Here is a 14,688-nt window from a genome sequence, read left to right as displayed (position 1 = left end):
CGGGCTGATCCCGGTGCGAAACCTTACAAAGGTCTCGTGAAGCTAGCTTCTCGGGGCCTTTTTCTTTTTGCCTGTATCGTGCCTCCTTCTTGTTGGTTGCTCTTCCTCAGTCTCCTGAACGCTTCCAGCGCTCATGAAGCTCGGTAATCAGCTTTGGGGCGTTGCCCTCCAACCAGCTGATAAAATCAGGTTCATCCGTAGTCAGATCAAGTTTGAGCTGCTTGCCTTGGCGGCCGGTCTTGACCGTCGCAGCTCCAACACCGGGGATGGCCAAAGCAGGCACACCCTTTCTAGACGGGCTTGCTTTCTTCTCTGCGCTCTTCGCAGCTGCCAGAACTGCGAGAAACGCACGCTCAGAAACCTCATCGACCGAGCCGGAACTTTCGGACTTGGCTGCGTGAGCTATGGCTAGCAGCTGGTCCCGATCACCGTCGTAGGCACCCAAAGCCTTTTTGAGCTCTTCCCATCTCGGGCGACCAATCCCAGGAGCTGCACCAATTGCCTGGATGAGATCCTCGCCGACCGTCCGAACGACACTCAAGAGCTGTGAAACCCCAGCTTCGTGGAGGTTAAGGACTTCGGCGACACCACGATTGGTGCGCTCAGCCCCTTCCAAATGGTCGCCGTCTAGAAGCGCCGTCGCTACAAGCGCACGTTCAATAAAGCTCAGATCACGACGCTCTTGGTTCTCGAGAAGCTGATCTCGAAGCGCTTGATCACCTTCAACCTCTGTGACGATGGCTCGAACTTTGATACCGAGTTCGCGACATGCTTCCAAGCGTCTGCGGCCATAGATCAGGTTGTAGCGATCGCCTTCCAGTGGGCGGACCAAGACAGGCACACGCTGACCGTTCTTGGAAATAGAGTTCTTCAGGCCCTCAACTTCAATCTGAAGCCTGTCATCCAACCGTCCTTCGGTAACAATCTGCGCCGGATCGATCTCAAAAACACCGCCACGCAGTCGGCGCCCTTCAAGAGCGTCAGGAGCGTTGCGAAGGGTCTGCAGCGGCAGGCCAAGTTTAGGCTTTCTTGCCATTCCGCCCCCATGTGTTCTGGATGATTTCAGCGATCTCATCGTTCACTGCGTTCATAGATTCGATCGCACGATCAAACGTCTGACGCGTGAAGTCCTTCTTGTCAGCTTCGTAGAGCGTTTGCTTGGTCAAGCCGGCATCAGAAATTGCAGTCGACTCAACCATGTGATTGGTCAGGATCGACCTCCCAAAGAGCCCGCGAATGAAGGCGATGACTTCGGTCTGTGGCGCGTCGCCGACTTTGTATCGCGTTGGCAAGAAGCGAAGCCAATCGAAGCGCAGATTTGCGCCTGCATCCCTGATTACTCCAAGGAGATCCGCAGTCATTCGCAGGAATTGGGACATCGACATAAGGTCAAGCATCTGCGGGTGAACCGTCACGAGCACACCCGAGGACGCGGAAAGTGCTGACATTGTCAAGAAACCAAGTTGCGGCGGACAGTCGATCACAACAACGTCGTAGTTCGCTTCAACACTATCGAGTGCGTCATGAACTCTCGCGAAGAACGCCTTCGCTCCACCTCGCTGGATCGCAGCAGGCGTCTCGTGCTCGAACTCCATGAGTTCAAGGTTGCCCGGGATAAGATCAAGGCCGCGGATGTAGGTCTTACGGATCACTTCGGCGATCGGAACCGGATCGTCATAGCGAACGGCATCATAGAGGGTTCCGCCCTCCATGAGGTCGAGTTCTGGCTGGATTCCGTGAAGCGCCGAAAGAGATGCTTGGGGGTCGAGATCGATCGCAAGAACCCTGTACCCCTTGAGCGCCAAGCGCTGAGCTAGGTGAGCAGACGTCGTCGTTTTGCCGGACCCGCCCTTGAAGTTCACCACTGAAATGACTTGAAGCTCGTCACCGTCGCGACGTCCAGGCACGTAAGTTCCAGACTTTTTTGCGTTTCCTTCAAGCGTCTGTCGGATTTCCCAGATATCGTCGAGCGTATAGCGGCGATGACTTCCAGCCGTCGTCTCGACGTCAACGATCTTTCCTTCTCGATGAAGCTTCCGAAGATAGGTATGGTCGACGCCAAGGAGCTCAGCAGCTTCGCCGCTGGTCAAAGTGCGCATCTCCTTCTTTGCATCTGGTGGGAAGTGTGCAGCGCGCTGAGCATGCAGGTTCGACGCGAGAAGTTCCGCGTAGTGCCCGATGGCGATATCTAGATCCTGTTCTGCTTCGCTCATGTCTGCCCCGATTCGTGGGCGCGTTTTTTATGTGACCGCGCGTTATTTTTCGAGACTATTGCCCGAGCAGCCAGATTCGTGCAAGCACTTTCTAGATTTAGTGGCAATCTGTTAGGCCAACACAAGTGTCGTGTTCAGAGGAGCCCCAACTTTTCCGCACGCTCAAGCAGCATTTTGACCGAAGACGGCTGCCAGCTGGTGCGCCCTCGAGGGGTGCGCTCACGCATCGATTCCAGCCGGTCGCAGATCGCCTGCAGTGTTATTTCGGGGTCCGAGCCTTTGATGGCAGCCACGATAGCCGGCAGGCGGTCATCGGTTTCGCGGCGTCCGGCGCGGCCAAGCACAGCATCTGGTAGAAACCCGTCGCGGACATAGGCTTTCACAGCACGGAGTAGGCGGCTTTGGGTCCAGTGCCGGTCGTGAGGCAGGGGGCCGTTAATGATTCGCAAAACATCTTCCCAGGCCATATCCGGCCGCAGGCGTCGCACGTGGGGCACCCAATCCTGCGCGGTTTCGTTCAGGCGCTCCATGTAGCCGTCCTGTCGTGCCAGCCACACCTTGCGCAGCGCGGCGGGGTCTTTGGTGCGAAGCCCAGGATTGCCACCAACGCGGCCCTTGGCGCGCGCAGAGACAAGCCCGGCCTTCGTGCGCTCACGTATCAGCGCGCGTTCGAACTCCGCCGCGGCGCCCAGAACCTGCAATGTGAATTTTCCTTGAGGGGAGGCGGTGTCGATGGGGTCCTGCAGCGAGCGGAAGAAAGCTCCCTTGGCCTCCAGACGCTCGATCACCTCCAGTAAGTGCGACAGAGACCGCGCAAGCCGGTCGATCCGCACGACGACCAGCGTATCGCCGCTCTGGACGCGTTCGAGCACCCGCGTGAGCACAGGACGCGCGCGATTGCCGCCTGAGGCGTGCTCTTCAAAGATCTCGGCACAGCCCGCCGATTGCATCGCCTCGGACTGGGGCAGGGGGGTCTGATCCTCTGTGGAAACGCGGGCATAGCCTATCAGGGGCATGAAATCTGGCCGTTTGCAATTTTATGTATCACTAATAAACGACCGTTTGTAAACGAATGCAAGGGCGCGCGCTCTGGCGCTGCTTACCGGAATGCCCTTGGTTTCTATACACTCAGCGCAATCAGAGAGCCCTCGCCGACTATCGCCCGCGCGTGCTATATAAGCAGCATGGGCGCACTCTGACAAAACCCTTGGGTAGAATGCAAAACTCTAGTATTTTGCACATATGACACCTCAAGCGCCTGCCTTTCATGATGAATCTGATGCTCTCTTACTCGACGCTGAGGAGGTGGGACAGTCGTCCGAGGACGATCTTTGGTTCCTGCCCGGTCCGATGGAAGAGGAGCCGGATTATCTGCCGCCGGGACCACGGGCCGAACCGCGTGAAGCCGAGGTCCTCGACGATTGGCGGAAAGCAGAGGCGGGTCATGCCGCGCGTCTTGCTCGTGTGGCCGGTCGCGTCGGCGCGCTGGACGACCGGCTGAAGCGCGGCCCGGAAGGATGGCGGCACAGGCTTGCCCTGATCGAGGCTGCCGACCTCAGCTGGTTCGCGGGTGACCGCATCGGCCCGGATCGGCTGGCGCTCTGGATTTCCATGCGCATTTCCGGCCTGCAAGACGACACCGCTGCACTCGCGCGGGTTGGTTGGGCGGTACGTCGTCTGACAGGCGGGCCAGGCCCAGAGATGGACCTGTCTGGCTTCCTCGACCGCCGCGATCCTGAGAACATGGTAGATGAAGCCGAGCCTTTCGCGCACCGTGCGGGCGGTTGGCTCGACCTGATGGAACAAGCCGCCGATCTTCACACTATAACTCGCGCCTGCGCGGGTTTTCACCTCTGGAGCCTCGCGGGCCTCGGGCAGCAGGGCGATCGAATGGAAGCGGCAGTCACGGCCGCGCGGATCGCGGCCAGCGAGGGCAAGGGCGCAGTCTTTGCGCCTCTGGCCATGGGCGGGGCAGGGGGGCTGCGCGCCGGCGGCCCACACGCTGACCGTCTGGCGCGCTGGCTTGACGGGATGGATACCGCCTGCCTGACCGCAATGCGGCACCTTGACGATATCGAGGCATGGTCGGCGAGGGCGGAAACCGAGATGATCCCACTCTCGGGCAAGACCCCGCGCGCCTTGCGCGCTGTGTTGACCGAATGGCCCCTTGTATCCGCCCCGATGGCCGAGGCCTTAACCGGCGCCAGTCGCGCCGCCGTGCAGCGCAACCTTGCCTGGATGGAGGAAAAGGGTCTGGTCCGCGAGATGACCGGGCAGGGGCGGTATCGGATGTGGCGTATCACGAATTGAACGGGGTAATCGCTCACAAGCGACCGGCGCTCTCAGACGGCACTTACAAACAGCGCGCAACTGTCGCGTTGCCCTTAATTGGGCTCTGCCTCAATCTGTGTGGGAGTGGGCAAAACTTGGGGGTCAGGCTGCCATTTGTGAGACAGCCAATCGCCCATCGAGGACAGCAGCTCTTGTGACGGCGACTTGATGCGCGCCTTTGGGCGACCATCTCATGCGTTGCCGTTTGCCCATCCGAGTATTTCCAATTTCATCGACGCACCCTTCTGCGCGAGAGGATGAAATCGCTAAACCATTCCGATACCGCCAACCATAATCGGTGAGCGCATCGAAGTTGTTGGCCAGGTACGAATACAGTTCTCGACATCGCGCCTTGACCCTCGCCGCCGCTTCGCGGACTTCAGCATCGATTTTGGAGATCCTGCTGCAATCAATCAACAGTACCTTGAGGCGTGTTCCAGCTGTCATGACCTTGCCATGCCAGATACACCACCGCAACGTCTCCGCCGGCTTCTTGAACAGCTCCGGCATACCCGGGAAGTTCTGTGTTTGAAGAAGACCTTTGACGGCATTCTCAATATGCAGAACGCGCATCGAGATATGCCACCAGTCGAGAATGTGGCGCACCGGCCCCTGGACCGCGCGGCGGACCAGGTTTGGCAGTGCTGGCTCGCCATCGGAAATTACCGTAATTGGACGCTGACCGTCCCAACCCTGCGAAACCAGAGCTTGACGGAGTTGCTTGGCCGGAGAACGCGCCGCTTGCTGAACCAGACCGAAGCGACGGCTCATATTGGGACTTTCGATCTTTCCCACCACGACATCAAGATGACGCCGTTGGTATTCTGGCCGACACCGGATGTGGGCGCCGTCGAGAAAGACGGTCAGCGTTTGCGATGTTGCATCTTCATCGACGGCGAGCTCCGCCCGATCATTGGCGCCGATGACTTGGGCGACTTTGCCCAAGCGATTACGCACCGTGGTATTCATCTGTTTCGCGCAGGGCACGAAGGTCTCAATGATGCGCGCGGCTTCCCGGAACGAATGTCGTGCTCCAAGCTCAGCCTGAAGGCGCTGCAGTTCCGGGGTCGATCGATCCGGGAAGTAATGGGCAAGCGGCGAAAACGGACCGCTCTGGTCGACATCGGATATAGCCTTGCAGGCACAGCGGCGAGAGTGTCCTGAACTTTGTGTATCCGTCCCGGTCCATGCGGTTTTGGATACTCAAGCGTCGAAGCGCTCGCCGAACATTATGGCGAACTGATTGCGGGCTGCAAACCATTCCCTGACGTTGCGCCCATCCTTCTCGAACTTGCGGATGGCGAGGTAGATCAGCTTGGTCGCGGCCTCGTCCGTCGGGAATGAGCCGCGCGTCTTGATCGACTTCCGGATCACGCGGTTCAGGCTTTCTATGGCATTTGTCGTGTAGATGATTTTTCGGATCGCGGGATCGAAGGCAAAGAACGGGATCACCTCCTGCCACGCCCGGCGCCAGGCCGGGGCGATTGATGCGTATTTCCCGGCCCACTTTTCCTCGAAGGCATCGAGTTCGGCCTCGGCCATATCGGTGCTCGGCGCGCTGTAAATCCGGCGCAGATCGGCAGCCACGGCCTTGCGGTCCTTCCACGAGCAGAAGTTCAGGGAATGGCGCACCAGATGCACGATGCAGGTCTGGACCATGGCCTCGGGAAAGGCCGCGGTGATGGCTTCGGGAAAGCCCTTCAGCCCGTCGACGACCGCGATCAGGATGTCCTGAACGCCCCGGTTTTTCAGCTCGTTCATCACCGAGAGCCAGAACTTGGCCCCTTCGTTCTCGGCGATCCACAGCCCCAGAACCTCGCGTTGCCCGTCGCGGGTGACGCCGAGGGCGACGTAGACAGCCTTGTTTTTCACCGTCCGGCTGTCGGCATCGCGGATTTTCACCCGCAGCGCGTCGAAGAGCACGATGGGATACATCCGGTCGAGCGCCCGGCTCTGCCAGTCCCGAACCTCGTCCAGCACCGCATCGGTGACGCGGCTGATCAGATCAGGCGAGACCTTCAGGCCATAGAGATCGAGCAGATGGGTCTGGATGTCCCGCACCGTCAGCCCGGCGGCGTAGAGCCCGATGATCTTGTCGTCGATCCCGTCGATCCGGGTCTGACCCTTCTTCACCAATTCCGGCTCAAAGCTGCTGTCACGGTCGCGGGGCACCGCCACCGGCATCTCACCGTCCTGGCCCTTCAGCACCTTGGTCGAGGAGCCATTCCGGCGGTTGCTCTGACCCGGCGGGGCCTCCTTGCCCTCCTCGTAGCCGAGGTGCGCGGTCAGTTCCGCGCCCAGCATACGTTCCATGAGCTTGATCTTCAGCTCTTTCATCAGCCCGGTGTCGCCGAGCAGGTCCTCGGGGCGCTCAACGCCCTTCAGCAGTTCATCCAGAAGTTCCTTGGAGATCGTCATGCATGCTTCCTTTCAATGAAGCATGGACCGGATCTACGTTACACAGAAGACCGGACACTCTCACAGCGGCGAATACGCGGCGCCTTGACATGGACACGACCAAACAACGTGTCGAGAACCCGGGGGCGATAATCATGGATGGCTCTGACCCTTTCGCAGCCCAGGCAGATCCTGCTCTCCTCCGAGACCTCCTCGATCTGATCGAGCATAATAGCGTTCTGCAATTGCCATAACATGGTCTTGGCATCTTCGAGCAAGAGTCCAAACCCCTCGGGCTTGGTTTGTCGGAATGGGCGGGAAATGCGGCCAAGACGATGCGTCTTCGTGGTTCCGTTTTCAAATGTCGTCTCGACGATTATCCGCACATCCATGGTGGTCCCTCTCTCATTGAACCTCCACTATAGACGATCACCCCCAAGTTTTGCCCACTCCCGCACAAGCAGCCTCGAAGCCTTGGCCACATCACCCGAACTCGCCCGAAAAGAGTATCGAGAATACGGCCTCGATCATCATGGATCGCGCGTTGTTTGGCACAGCCATCGCATTTCCGGCGAGCCTCTATTGCTGCACCGACCTGATCTTGCACAATCGCTTCCTGCAAGCGCCTCAACAAGGTCTTTGCTTCGTCGAGGAGAAGGCCCAAATTCTCGGAACCAAACTCGTCCGGCGCACGGCGAAGTCGACCGATATTGCGCCTCTTGGTTTCTCCATCGACAAACGTCGTCTCGACAAAAATGCTTACATCCATGGTGGGTCCCGCCTTGTTCAGAAATCTTACCCTACCACGACGACCACCAAGTTTTGCCCACTCCCCTCGCATCCCGGGCAAGATCCGGTCGCTGATCTATTACGATGCCTTCGTGCCCGAGGATGGCAAGGCCATGGTCGATTGCATGGAGGCCGCAAACCGCGCGCATTACGAGGCGGGCAGGGATGCCGACCGGCTGCTGGAGCCGATTCCGATGGCGGCTTTCGGGGTCACCGATCCGGCGGTGCTGGACTTCGTGACACCGCGGATCGGCGGCCAGCCCTGGCGCACCTTCTTCGAGCCGGTCCCGGTCTCGCCGGATATCGCGTCGGTGCCTCAGACCTATATCCTGTGCACCGAATGGGGCATTCCGTCACCGATGACGCGCTTCGTGCCGGTGATGGAGGCGCGGGGGGCGCGGATCGTGACCATCGCGGGCAGTCACCTGTCGATGCTGACCGAACCCGAGGAGACGCTGGAGGCGATCCTCGCGACGCCCTGACGCCGGGCGGTTCTTCTCCTCATGCAAAAGCGGCGCCCGTCTTGCGAGGGGCGCCGCTTTCCGGACCCGCCGGAGCGGGATATCGTTCGGGCCTAGTTGCCGAGCACTGCGCCTGCCGCGCTGCCGCCCATGAGCTTTTGCTGGCCATAGAGCAGGAGCACGATGCCCAGCGGCAGCAGGGCGAAGGCCGGGTGCAGGCCGGTCAGGAAGAAGCTCGCCACCCCGATCACGATCACCGCCAGACGCAGGGGTACGGCCACGCGCCTTGCCAGGTATCCCACCAGCCCGGCGGAGATCAGGAAGATCGAAGCCACGCCGCCGATGATGGCCGCGCCGATCTCGACCAGCGTTCCTTCCAGCAGGAAGGCCGGGTTCAGGACGAAGGCGAAGGGGATGACATAGGCGACCACGGCCAGTTTCAGCGCTTCGAGTGCCGTCTTCATCGGGGCGGAGCGCGCGATGGACGCGGCCACGAAGACCGACAGGCAGACCGGCGGCGTCAGGAAGGACAGCGTGCCGAAGTAGAAAATGAACATATGCGCGCCCATCTTGTTGATGCCGAGCTGCTCGAAGGCCGGGCCGATCAGGATCACGAGGATGATATAGGTCGCCGTCACCGGCACCCCCATCCCCAGGATGATGCAGCCGATGGCCGAGAAGATCAGGAGCAGCCAGATGCTGCCGCCCGAGGCCGCGATGAGGTTCTGCGACAGGCTCGACCCAAGGCCGGTCAGGCCGAGGCAGCCCACGACGATCCCGGCAATGGCGCACATGATCGCGATGAACACCGTGGCTTCGCCCACCTCCACGAAGGTGCGGACATAGGCACGCGCCGGGCGGCGCATGCTGGGCAGGACCAGCGACATCAGGATCGTGGCGAAGCTGGCCGCGAAGGCCGAGGCCGCCGGGTTCCAGTTCCAACCAAAGAGCGTCCAGAGCAGGATCGCGAAGGGCACCGCCACGGGGATCATCCGGCGGCCCGCATCGCGCAGGTCCGGAAGCTCGGTCGCGTCGGCGCCTTCCATGCTGGCTTTCACCGCTTCGAGGTGAACCTGAAGGTAGACGCAGAAGTAGAACAGGAGCGCCGGAACCGCCGCCGCGATGGCCACGGTGGCATAGGGAACGGCCAGGAACTCGGCCATGAGAAAGCCAGTGGCGGCCATGACCGGCGGCAGGACGAGGCCGCCGGTGGAGGCGACCGCCTCGACCGCGCCGGCCCGTTCGGGCGAATATCCGACCTTGCGCATCATCGGGATGGTGAGCATCCCGGTGGTGGCCACGTTGGCCGAGGCGCTGCCCGAGAGCGAGCCGAAGAGCGCGCTGGACATGATCGCGACCTTGGCGGGTCCACCCTTGCGGCGGCCCATCAGGGCGAAGGCGAAATCAGAGATCGCATCGCCGCCGCCGACCAGGAACAGCACCTGTCCGAAGACCACGAAACTGGTGACGATGGTGGCCGCGACATAGACCGGCGTGCCGAAGATCGCCCCGGTTCCGAGATAGTTATAGGTGACGAGCCGGTCCCAGCGGATCACGCGGGTTTCGAACATGCCCGACAGGTAGTGACCGAAATAGGCGTATCCGAGCGCCAGAAGGCCGACGCTAACCATGGTCCAGCCGACATGGCGGCGTGCCACCTCGAGAAGCAGGACGATACCGATCACGCTGACGATCACCTTGTCGGTGGTGATGAGGCCAAGGCTGCGGACGATTTCGTCGTAATTCAGAAAGATGTAACCCCCGACGATCAGCGCCAGCACGGCCCCGATTATGTCATACCAGGGCGGCGTCTCGCGGACCTGGGACTTGGAGAAGGGTTTGACCAGGAACGAGATCGCGACGCAGATCGCGATGAACAGCGTCAGGTATTGTTCCTTGTATATGATGATGCCGAAGCGCGGCAGCAGCTGAAGCGAATAGATCAGTGCCGCGATGGGCAGGATGATCGCAAGGACCTCGTAGACGTAGCGATACGGGCGTTTCAGAACCCTGTTGTTTTCTTGCACGGGTGTCTGGCCTCCGATTGGCGTGTGGACTCTTACAGGGAGAATCGCCCCGGCCGTCAAGATCTGGCCGGAGCGATCCGTTGCTGTGTCGCGCCGGGACGGGCCCGGGGCATCATGGGTTATTTCGCCGAAATCTCAGCCTGACGGGCTTCGAGCTCGTCGGTCCACACGCCCTTGGATTTGAAGAATTCAATGGCGGCCGGGTGGAACGGAACCACGACGGCGGTGTCGGCAAAGCGATCCGGCGTCCAGGTCGCGAGCGACGGGTGAATGGCCTTCAGCTCTTCCGAATGCTCCCACAGCGTCTCGAGGATCGCGATGACCTTGTCATCGGCGAGGTCGCTGCGGCCATAGAGCGTGGTTGCATAGCTCAGCGCGTAGATGTCGCTGTCGACACCGACGATGCCCGCGGGCACTTCGATCGGAACGAAGGCGCTGCCGATTTCCTGCGAACGGGCCATCGCTTCGGGCGAGGGGTCGATCGACAGGATGCGCGCGCCTTCGGCGGCGTTGAGCTGCTGAAGGATACCGCTGCCGATGGAGCCGACGGCGGCGTCGGCGCGGCCTTCGATCACGGCGGTCACGCCTTCGGGATAGCTGGAGACGCTGACGACCTCGAAGTCGTCGGCGGTCAGACCGGCATTGGCGAGCGCGGCTTCGGCGGTGATCGAGGACCCGGCAAAGGCACCGTAGTTCGACACGACGCGCTTGCCTTTCAGGTCTTCCATGCTGTGGATGTCCGAGCTGCCCCGGACCACCAGCGACAGGCGGATCGGCGAGCCGAGCATGATGGTGGAGATCGGGTAACCCTCGCCGCCATTCATGCCCTCATAGGGGCCCACGGCCCGGTAGGCGAAGTTGGCTTCGAGCGGGCTCGACAGGCCGAGATCGGCTTCGCTGGAGACGAACATCGGGAAGAAGACGGTCGGGGATTGCGGCAGCACGTCGACGCGGTCGCCCGTGTGCTGGCCAATGACCGACGCGATGGCCTGCGACTGCGCGTAGAACAGGCTTCCTTCCGGGTTGCCGCCCATCACGAGGATATCGGCCTCGGCGGATTTGGGCGCGGCGCCCACAAACATGGCAACGCCGAGCGCTGCGGCGGTCAGTTTCTGGAAAATCATTGGGGCAACATCCTCCCTACCCACGTGGTGCTGGCTCCGCTATCTGGAGCGGGCTTGCTTTTATAGCGCGGTATTCGAACAAAGATCGAATACCGCATCAACTTAGAGGCAGGCAGACACGGAGTCAATCCACGCCGATCGTCCCCGCCGCATTCTTCAAACGTATATGAACCGCCCCGATTGGGGGGACGATCAGAGCAGTGCGCCCGCGATCAGCAGGGCGGTCATGCTGATCGCGTAATAGGTCAGGATGAAGGGGCCGTTCCACCGCAGGCCGACTTCCCGGGCGGATTTGCCGGTCATGCCCATGGCGATGGCCAGTGTCGAGGCGAAGGGCGACAGCAGCATCGAGCCGGACCAGCCGCACATCAAGGCGAGCATCAGCATCACCTCCGGCATGTCGATCCCGGACGAGATGATGGCCCCCGAGCAGACCAGCGCGCCGATCATCGGCGACAGGCCAAGCTGGCTGACCAGAGTCATCAGCAGGATGATGATACAGGCGATCACCTCCGGGCCGAGCGAGACGTTCTCGATCAGCAAACGCAGTTGATCGGCGGGCAGCATCTCGACGACGGTCAGGCCGAGGAAGGCGCTCGCCCCGATCAAGCAGATCTCGCTGGTCGAATCCGGCAGCGCACGGAACCCGTCGCGGGCGAGGGATGTCAGGTTGCCGGAGAACGGGCGCCCCTCGGTCAGGAGCACCCAGACCACCGCCATGGAGGGGATCACGATCAGGATCGCGGCGCGCATCGGAATGCCGATCACCGCCTCGGCCAGTGCCGACAGCCCGGTGATCGCGATGAGCAACCCGAGCAGTGCGGCCATGGCGAGGCCCGCACCCTTGTGGGGTGACGGGGTGAAGGTGCGGCGCGGGCGCGGCTCGAGCCGGTCGAACACCCAGCCCAGGGCGAAGAAGACCACCATCAGGCCGAGCCCGTAGGGCAGGTAAGACACATATCCCAATGTCGGCATCAGCGGCAGGAGCATGTTCATCGCCAGACCGACCGGCGACCACAGGATCGTTGCGGCGAAGCCACGCATGACGGCATTCGCGATTCGCCGTCCCTGCACCTCGCCGATCTGGGGCGTGGGCGCGGTGCGGTCGCGTTGGGCCAGCGCGATCCCGAGCAGAAGCTGGAGACCGCCGAGATTGAGCAGGATGCCGAAGATATGGCTGCCGCTGGCCAGGAGCACGAAACGACGTGACGGCGGCTGGTCCACCACGAAATGCGCCGCCGTATTAACGATGTTCGAGCGCATCGCGGCGACCCGCAGGATCGCCATGACCGTCAGCAGCGCGGGCAGGTAAAGCGCGCGGCTCGCGGCAAGGGCAAGGCTGCCCGGATCGCCGCCGGCCATGACCAGAAGCACCGCGGACAGGGCCGCCAGCAGGAGCAGAACCTTGGCGTTGGTGCGCACATGGCGCCAGCGCATCAGGATGTGGCAGACGATCAGCGTGATCGCGATTCCGGCGAACAGGTGATTGTCGCTGAACAGGTCCGCGAGGGTGAAGACGGTGCCGCCCAGCAAAGCGGCGGAGGCGATCGTGGAAAGCCGGTCCGGGCGGGCCGCATCTGGCATTATATGCTCTTACCTCATACCGGTGAACCGACCGCTACGCACCGCCCGGCATGGTCGACCGGGCGGCGGCCCTATCCTTTCCGGTATTGTCTAGACAGACAACCCGCCATCAATCGCGATTTCGGCTCCTGAGATGTAGAGGCTGAAATCCGACAGCAAAAACAAGACCATATGAACGACATCTTCCGGCATGCCGGCGCGACCCAGCGGCACCTGCGCGGTGCGGGTCTTCAGGTCCTCGTCGCTCCAGGCGTCCAGCATCGGGGTGAGGATAATGCCCGGATGGACCGAGTTGACGCGGCTCCCGCGCGGGCCCAGCTCGCGCGCGGCGGTCTTGGTCATGCCGCGCACGGCCCATTTGGTGCCGACATAGGCAATGCCCTTGCTGGCGCGCAGCCCGGCAAGCGACGAGATGTTCACGATCGACCCGCCGTCGGGACCCATCGCCGCTTCGGCGAACTTCACGCCCAGATAGGTGCCGAACTGGTTGACCATGTATTGCAGGTCGAAATCCTCGGGCGTGGTGTCGGGGATGGTTTCTGGCCGATAGAGCCCGGCATTGTTCACCAGACCGTGCAGGGGCCAGTCGCCGCATTGCGCCTGCAACGCCGCCCAGTCCGCTTCCGAGGTCACGTCGAGGCGGGCGAATTGCGCGCCGATCTCATCGGCGAGGGCGCGGCCCTCGTCTTCAAGGATGTCGGCGACAATCACCTGCGCGCCCCGCGCCGCGAGATGCCGGGCCTGAAGCGCGCCCTGTCCGCGCGCGCCGCCGGTGACAACCATGAGGCGGCCGCCGAAGGACACGCCCAGGATGTCGATCTGGCCGGGCTGGCCATCGGGCTGGCGGCGCGGCAACCGGCAGAGGGGTTCGCGGACAGTGCCGCCGGGCGCGAGGCGCTGATCCTGGCCTGCGGCGGGCTGCGCACCGCCTCGATGCAGACCCATCGCGGGTTTGGCGGCATCTCGTTTTGGAACGATCACGAGACGGCGCGCCATTTCCGCCGTATCCACAACGATCTTGTCCGGCTGGGCGGCAGCGCACGGGCGCGGCGCGATCAGGCGGATGCCACCCAGGCGGTCGGATCGCCCGAAGCGGCGGCGGCGGCGGGCGATCTCGGCACCTTCGCCGAGGAGGTGCTACGCTTCGAGCTGCGGGAGACGGTCCTGATCCCCTGACGGGTCAGGGCTGCGTCACACGGTTTCGCCCGCCAGCCGGGCGAAGGCCCCTTCGACCAGCTGCTTCTGGACCGACGGCGACAGGCTTCCATCCTGGCGGAAGATCCTTGAGGTCGAGCCGAGCTCGAATTTCTGCGAATAGACGTTCGCGCCGAGCTCCAGAAGGAACTGGTGTAGGGCAGGGTGGCCGCGCAGCGCGCCGACGCCGCCCACGGGCGCCCCGCAGAGCGTGATCAGCTTGCCGTGGAACAGGTTGCCCGCGCCGTCCACGTCATGCCCGATCCAGCCAGCGGCGTTGCGGAACACCGAGGAGAACGCGCCGGTATATTCATCGGAGCTCATGAAGATGGCGTCTGCCGCGGCCACGGCTTTGCGAAGCTTCGCTGCATCGTCCGGTATGGGACTGGGCTGACCCTCGATGAAAACCGGCAGCTCATATTCGGCAAGGTTCAGCGTGACCGCCGCGAAGGCATCCGCCATGTCGCGGTCCGCAAGGGCCGCAGCGGCGCCGACCATCCGCCAGTTGGACGAGCCGACCTGGCTGCTTCCCGACATGAAGAGGACTGTCTTTTTGGGCATTTTCCGC

Annotated in this window: 12 protein-coding genes and 3 pseudogenes; 3 read left to right on the top strand and 12 right to left on the bottom strand. The window is 62.1% G+C overall.

The genetic code is table 11. The annotated features are described in order from the left end of the window. Nucleotides 1-106: 106 nt before the first annotated feature. The 3 genes from repB to PAF20_RS18230 all read right to left on the bottom strand — a co-directional run bounded on the left by repB (nt 107) and on the right by PAF20_RS18230 (nt 3,229). Nucleotides 107-1,036: a plasmid partitioning protein RepB gene (gene repB, locus PAF20_RS18240; RefSeq protein WP_058243483.1), complete on the bottom strand. Its 930-nt coding sequence runs from the start codon at nt 1,034-1,036 to the stop codon at nt 107-109. After that, complete coding sequence (repA, locus tag PAF20_RS18235; RefSeq protein WP_271073587.1) at nt 1,020-2,213, bottom strand: plasmid partitioning protein RepA; 1,194 nt, start codon at nt 2,211-2,213, stop codon at nt 1,020-1,022. The genes repB and repA overlap by 17 nt, the downstream gene beginning before the upstream one ends. Nucleotides 2,214-2,347: 134 nt before the next feature. Continuing rightward, a complete protein-coding gene (locus tag PAF20_RS18230; protein WP_271073586.1) occupies nt 2,348-3,229 on the bottom strand; it encodes a recombinase family protein in 882 nt (293 codons plus the stop codon). Between the two features lie 226 nt (nt 3,230-3,455). Here PAF20_RS18230 and PAF20_RS18225 point away from each other — a divergent pair, with 226 nt between their 5' ends. After that, the gene (locus tag PAF20_RS18225; RefSeq protein ID WP_271073585.1) at nt 3,456-4,523 is read left to right on the top strand and encodes a helix-turn-helix domain-containing protein; all 1,068 of its coding nucleotides are present in this window, start codon (nt 3,456-3,458) and stop codon (nt 4,521-4,523) included. 123 nt (nt 4,524-4,646) lie between these two features. Here PAF20_RS18225 and PAF20_RS18220 read toward each other — a convergent pair. The 4 genes and pseudogenes from PAF20_RS18220 to PAF20_RS18205 all read right to left on the bottom strand — a co-directional run. Next, nucleotides 4,647-5,696, bottom strand: a pseudogene (locus tag PAF20_RS18220) (ISKra4 family transposase); the annotation flags it as partial. Nucleotides 5,697-5,747: 51 nt separating this feature from the next. Continuing rightward, the gene (locus PAF20_RS18215) at nt 5,748-6,962 is read right to left on the bottom strand and encodes an IS256 family transposase (protein WP_167622159.1); all 1,215 of its coding nucleotides are present in this window, start codon (nt 6,960-6,962) and stop codon (nt 5,748-5,750) included. A 62-nt stretch (nt 6,963-7,024) separates the two neighbouring features. Continuing rightward, nucleotides 7,025-7,333, bottom strand: a pseudogene (locus PAF20_RS18210) (ISKra4 family transposase); the annotation flags it as partial. Between the two features lie 62 nt (nt 7,334-7,395). Next, a pseudogene (locus tag PAF20_RS18205) lies at nt 7,396-7,710 on the bottom strand (ISKra4 family transposase); the annotation flags it as partial. Between the two features lie 13 nt (nt 7,711-7,723). Here PAF20_RS18205 and PAF20_RS18200 point away from each other — a divergent pair. Beyond that, complete coding sequence (locus PAF20_RS18200) at nt 7,724-8,212, top strand: hypothetical protein (RefSeq protein ID WP_271073584.1); 489 nt, start codon at nt 7,724-7,726, stop codon at nt 8,210-8,212. Between the two features lie 92 nt (nt 8,213-8,304). Here the strand turns inward: PAF20_RS18200 and PAF20_RS18195 are convergent, their stop codons facing one another. From PAF20_RS18195 to PAF20_RS18180, 4 genes are all read right to left on the bottom strand, one after another. After that, the gene (locus PAF20_RS18195) at nt 8,305-10,218 is read right to left on the bottom strand and encodes a TRAP transporter permease (RefSeq protein ID WP_271073583.1); all 1,914 of its coding nucleotides are present in this window, start codon (nt 10,216-10,218) and stop codon (nt 8,305-8,307) included. A gap of 119 nt (nt 10,219-10,337) precedes the next feature. After that, entirely contained in the window at nt 10,338-11,342 is a 1,005-nt protein-coding gene (locus PAF20_RS18190; RefSeq protein ID WP_078572130.1) for a TAXI family TRAP transporter solute-binding subunit, read from the bottom strand. A gap of 192 nt (nt 11,343-11,534) precedes the next feature. After that, the gene (locus PAF20_RS18185) at nt 11,535-12,926 is read right to left on the bottom strand and encodes a hypothetical protein (RefSeq protein ID WP_271073582.1); all 1,392 of its coding nucleotides are present in this window, start codon (nt 12,924-12,926) and stop codon (nt 11,535-11,537) included. Between the two features lie 90 nt (nt 12,927-13,016). Beyond that, a complete protein-coding gene (locus PAF20_RS18180; protein ID WP_271073581.1) occupies nt 13,017-13,709 on the bottom strand; it encodes an SDR family NAD(P)-dependent oxidoreductase in 693 nt (230 codons plus the stop codon). Between PAF20_RS18180 and PAF20_RS18175 the strand changes: the two genes are divergently transcribed. Beyond that, complete coding sequence (locus PAF20_RS18175; protein ID WP_143593936.1) at nt 13,659-14,102, top strand: hypothetical protein; 444 nt, start codon at nt 13,659-13,661, stop codon at nt 14,100-14,102. The two genes, PAF20_RS18180 and PAF20_RS18175, sit on opposite strands and share 51 nt — an antisense overlap. Nucleotides 14,103-14,117: 15 nt before the next feature. On the opposite strand, the gene PAF20_RS18170 is transcribed toward PAF20_RS18175, so the two are convergent. Further along, nucleotides 14,118-14,681 carry an NADPH-dependent FMN reductase gene (locus PAF20_RS18170; protein WP_078572124.1) on the bottom strand — a complete coding sequence of 188 codons (564 nt, stop codon included), beginning with the start codon at nt 14,679-14,681 and terminating at the stop codon, nt 14,118-14,120. Nucleotides 14,682-14,688 lie beyond the last annotated feature (7 nt).

The sequence above is a fragment of the Paracoccus albus genome (assembly GCF_027913035.1).
GTDB classification, from domain to species: Bacteria; Pseudomonadota; Alphaproteobacteria; order Rhodobacterales; family Rhodobacteraceae; genus Paracoccus; species Paracoccus albus.
Note: the sequence above shows the minus strand (reverse complement) of the source record. Positions and strands in the feature narration are given on the sequence as shown.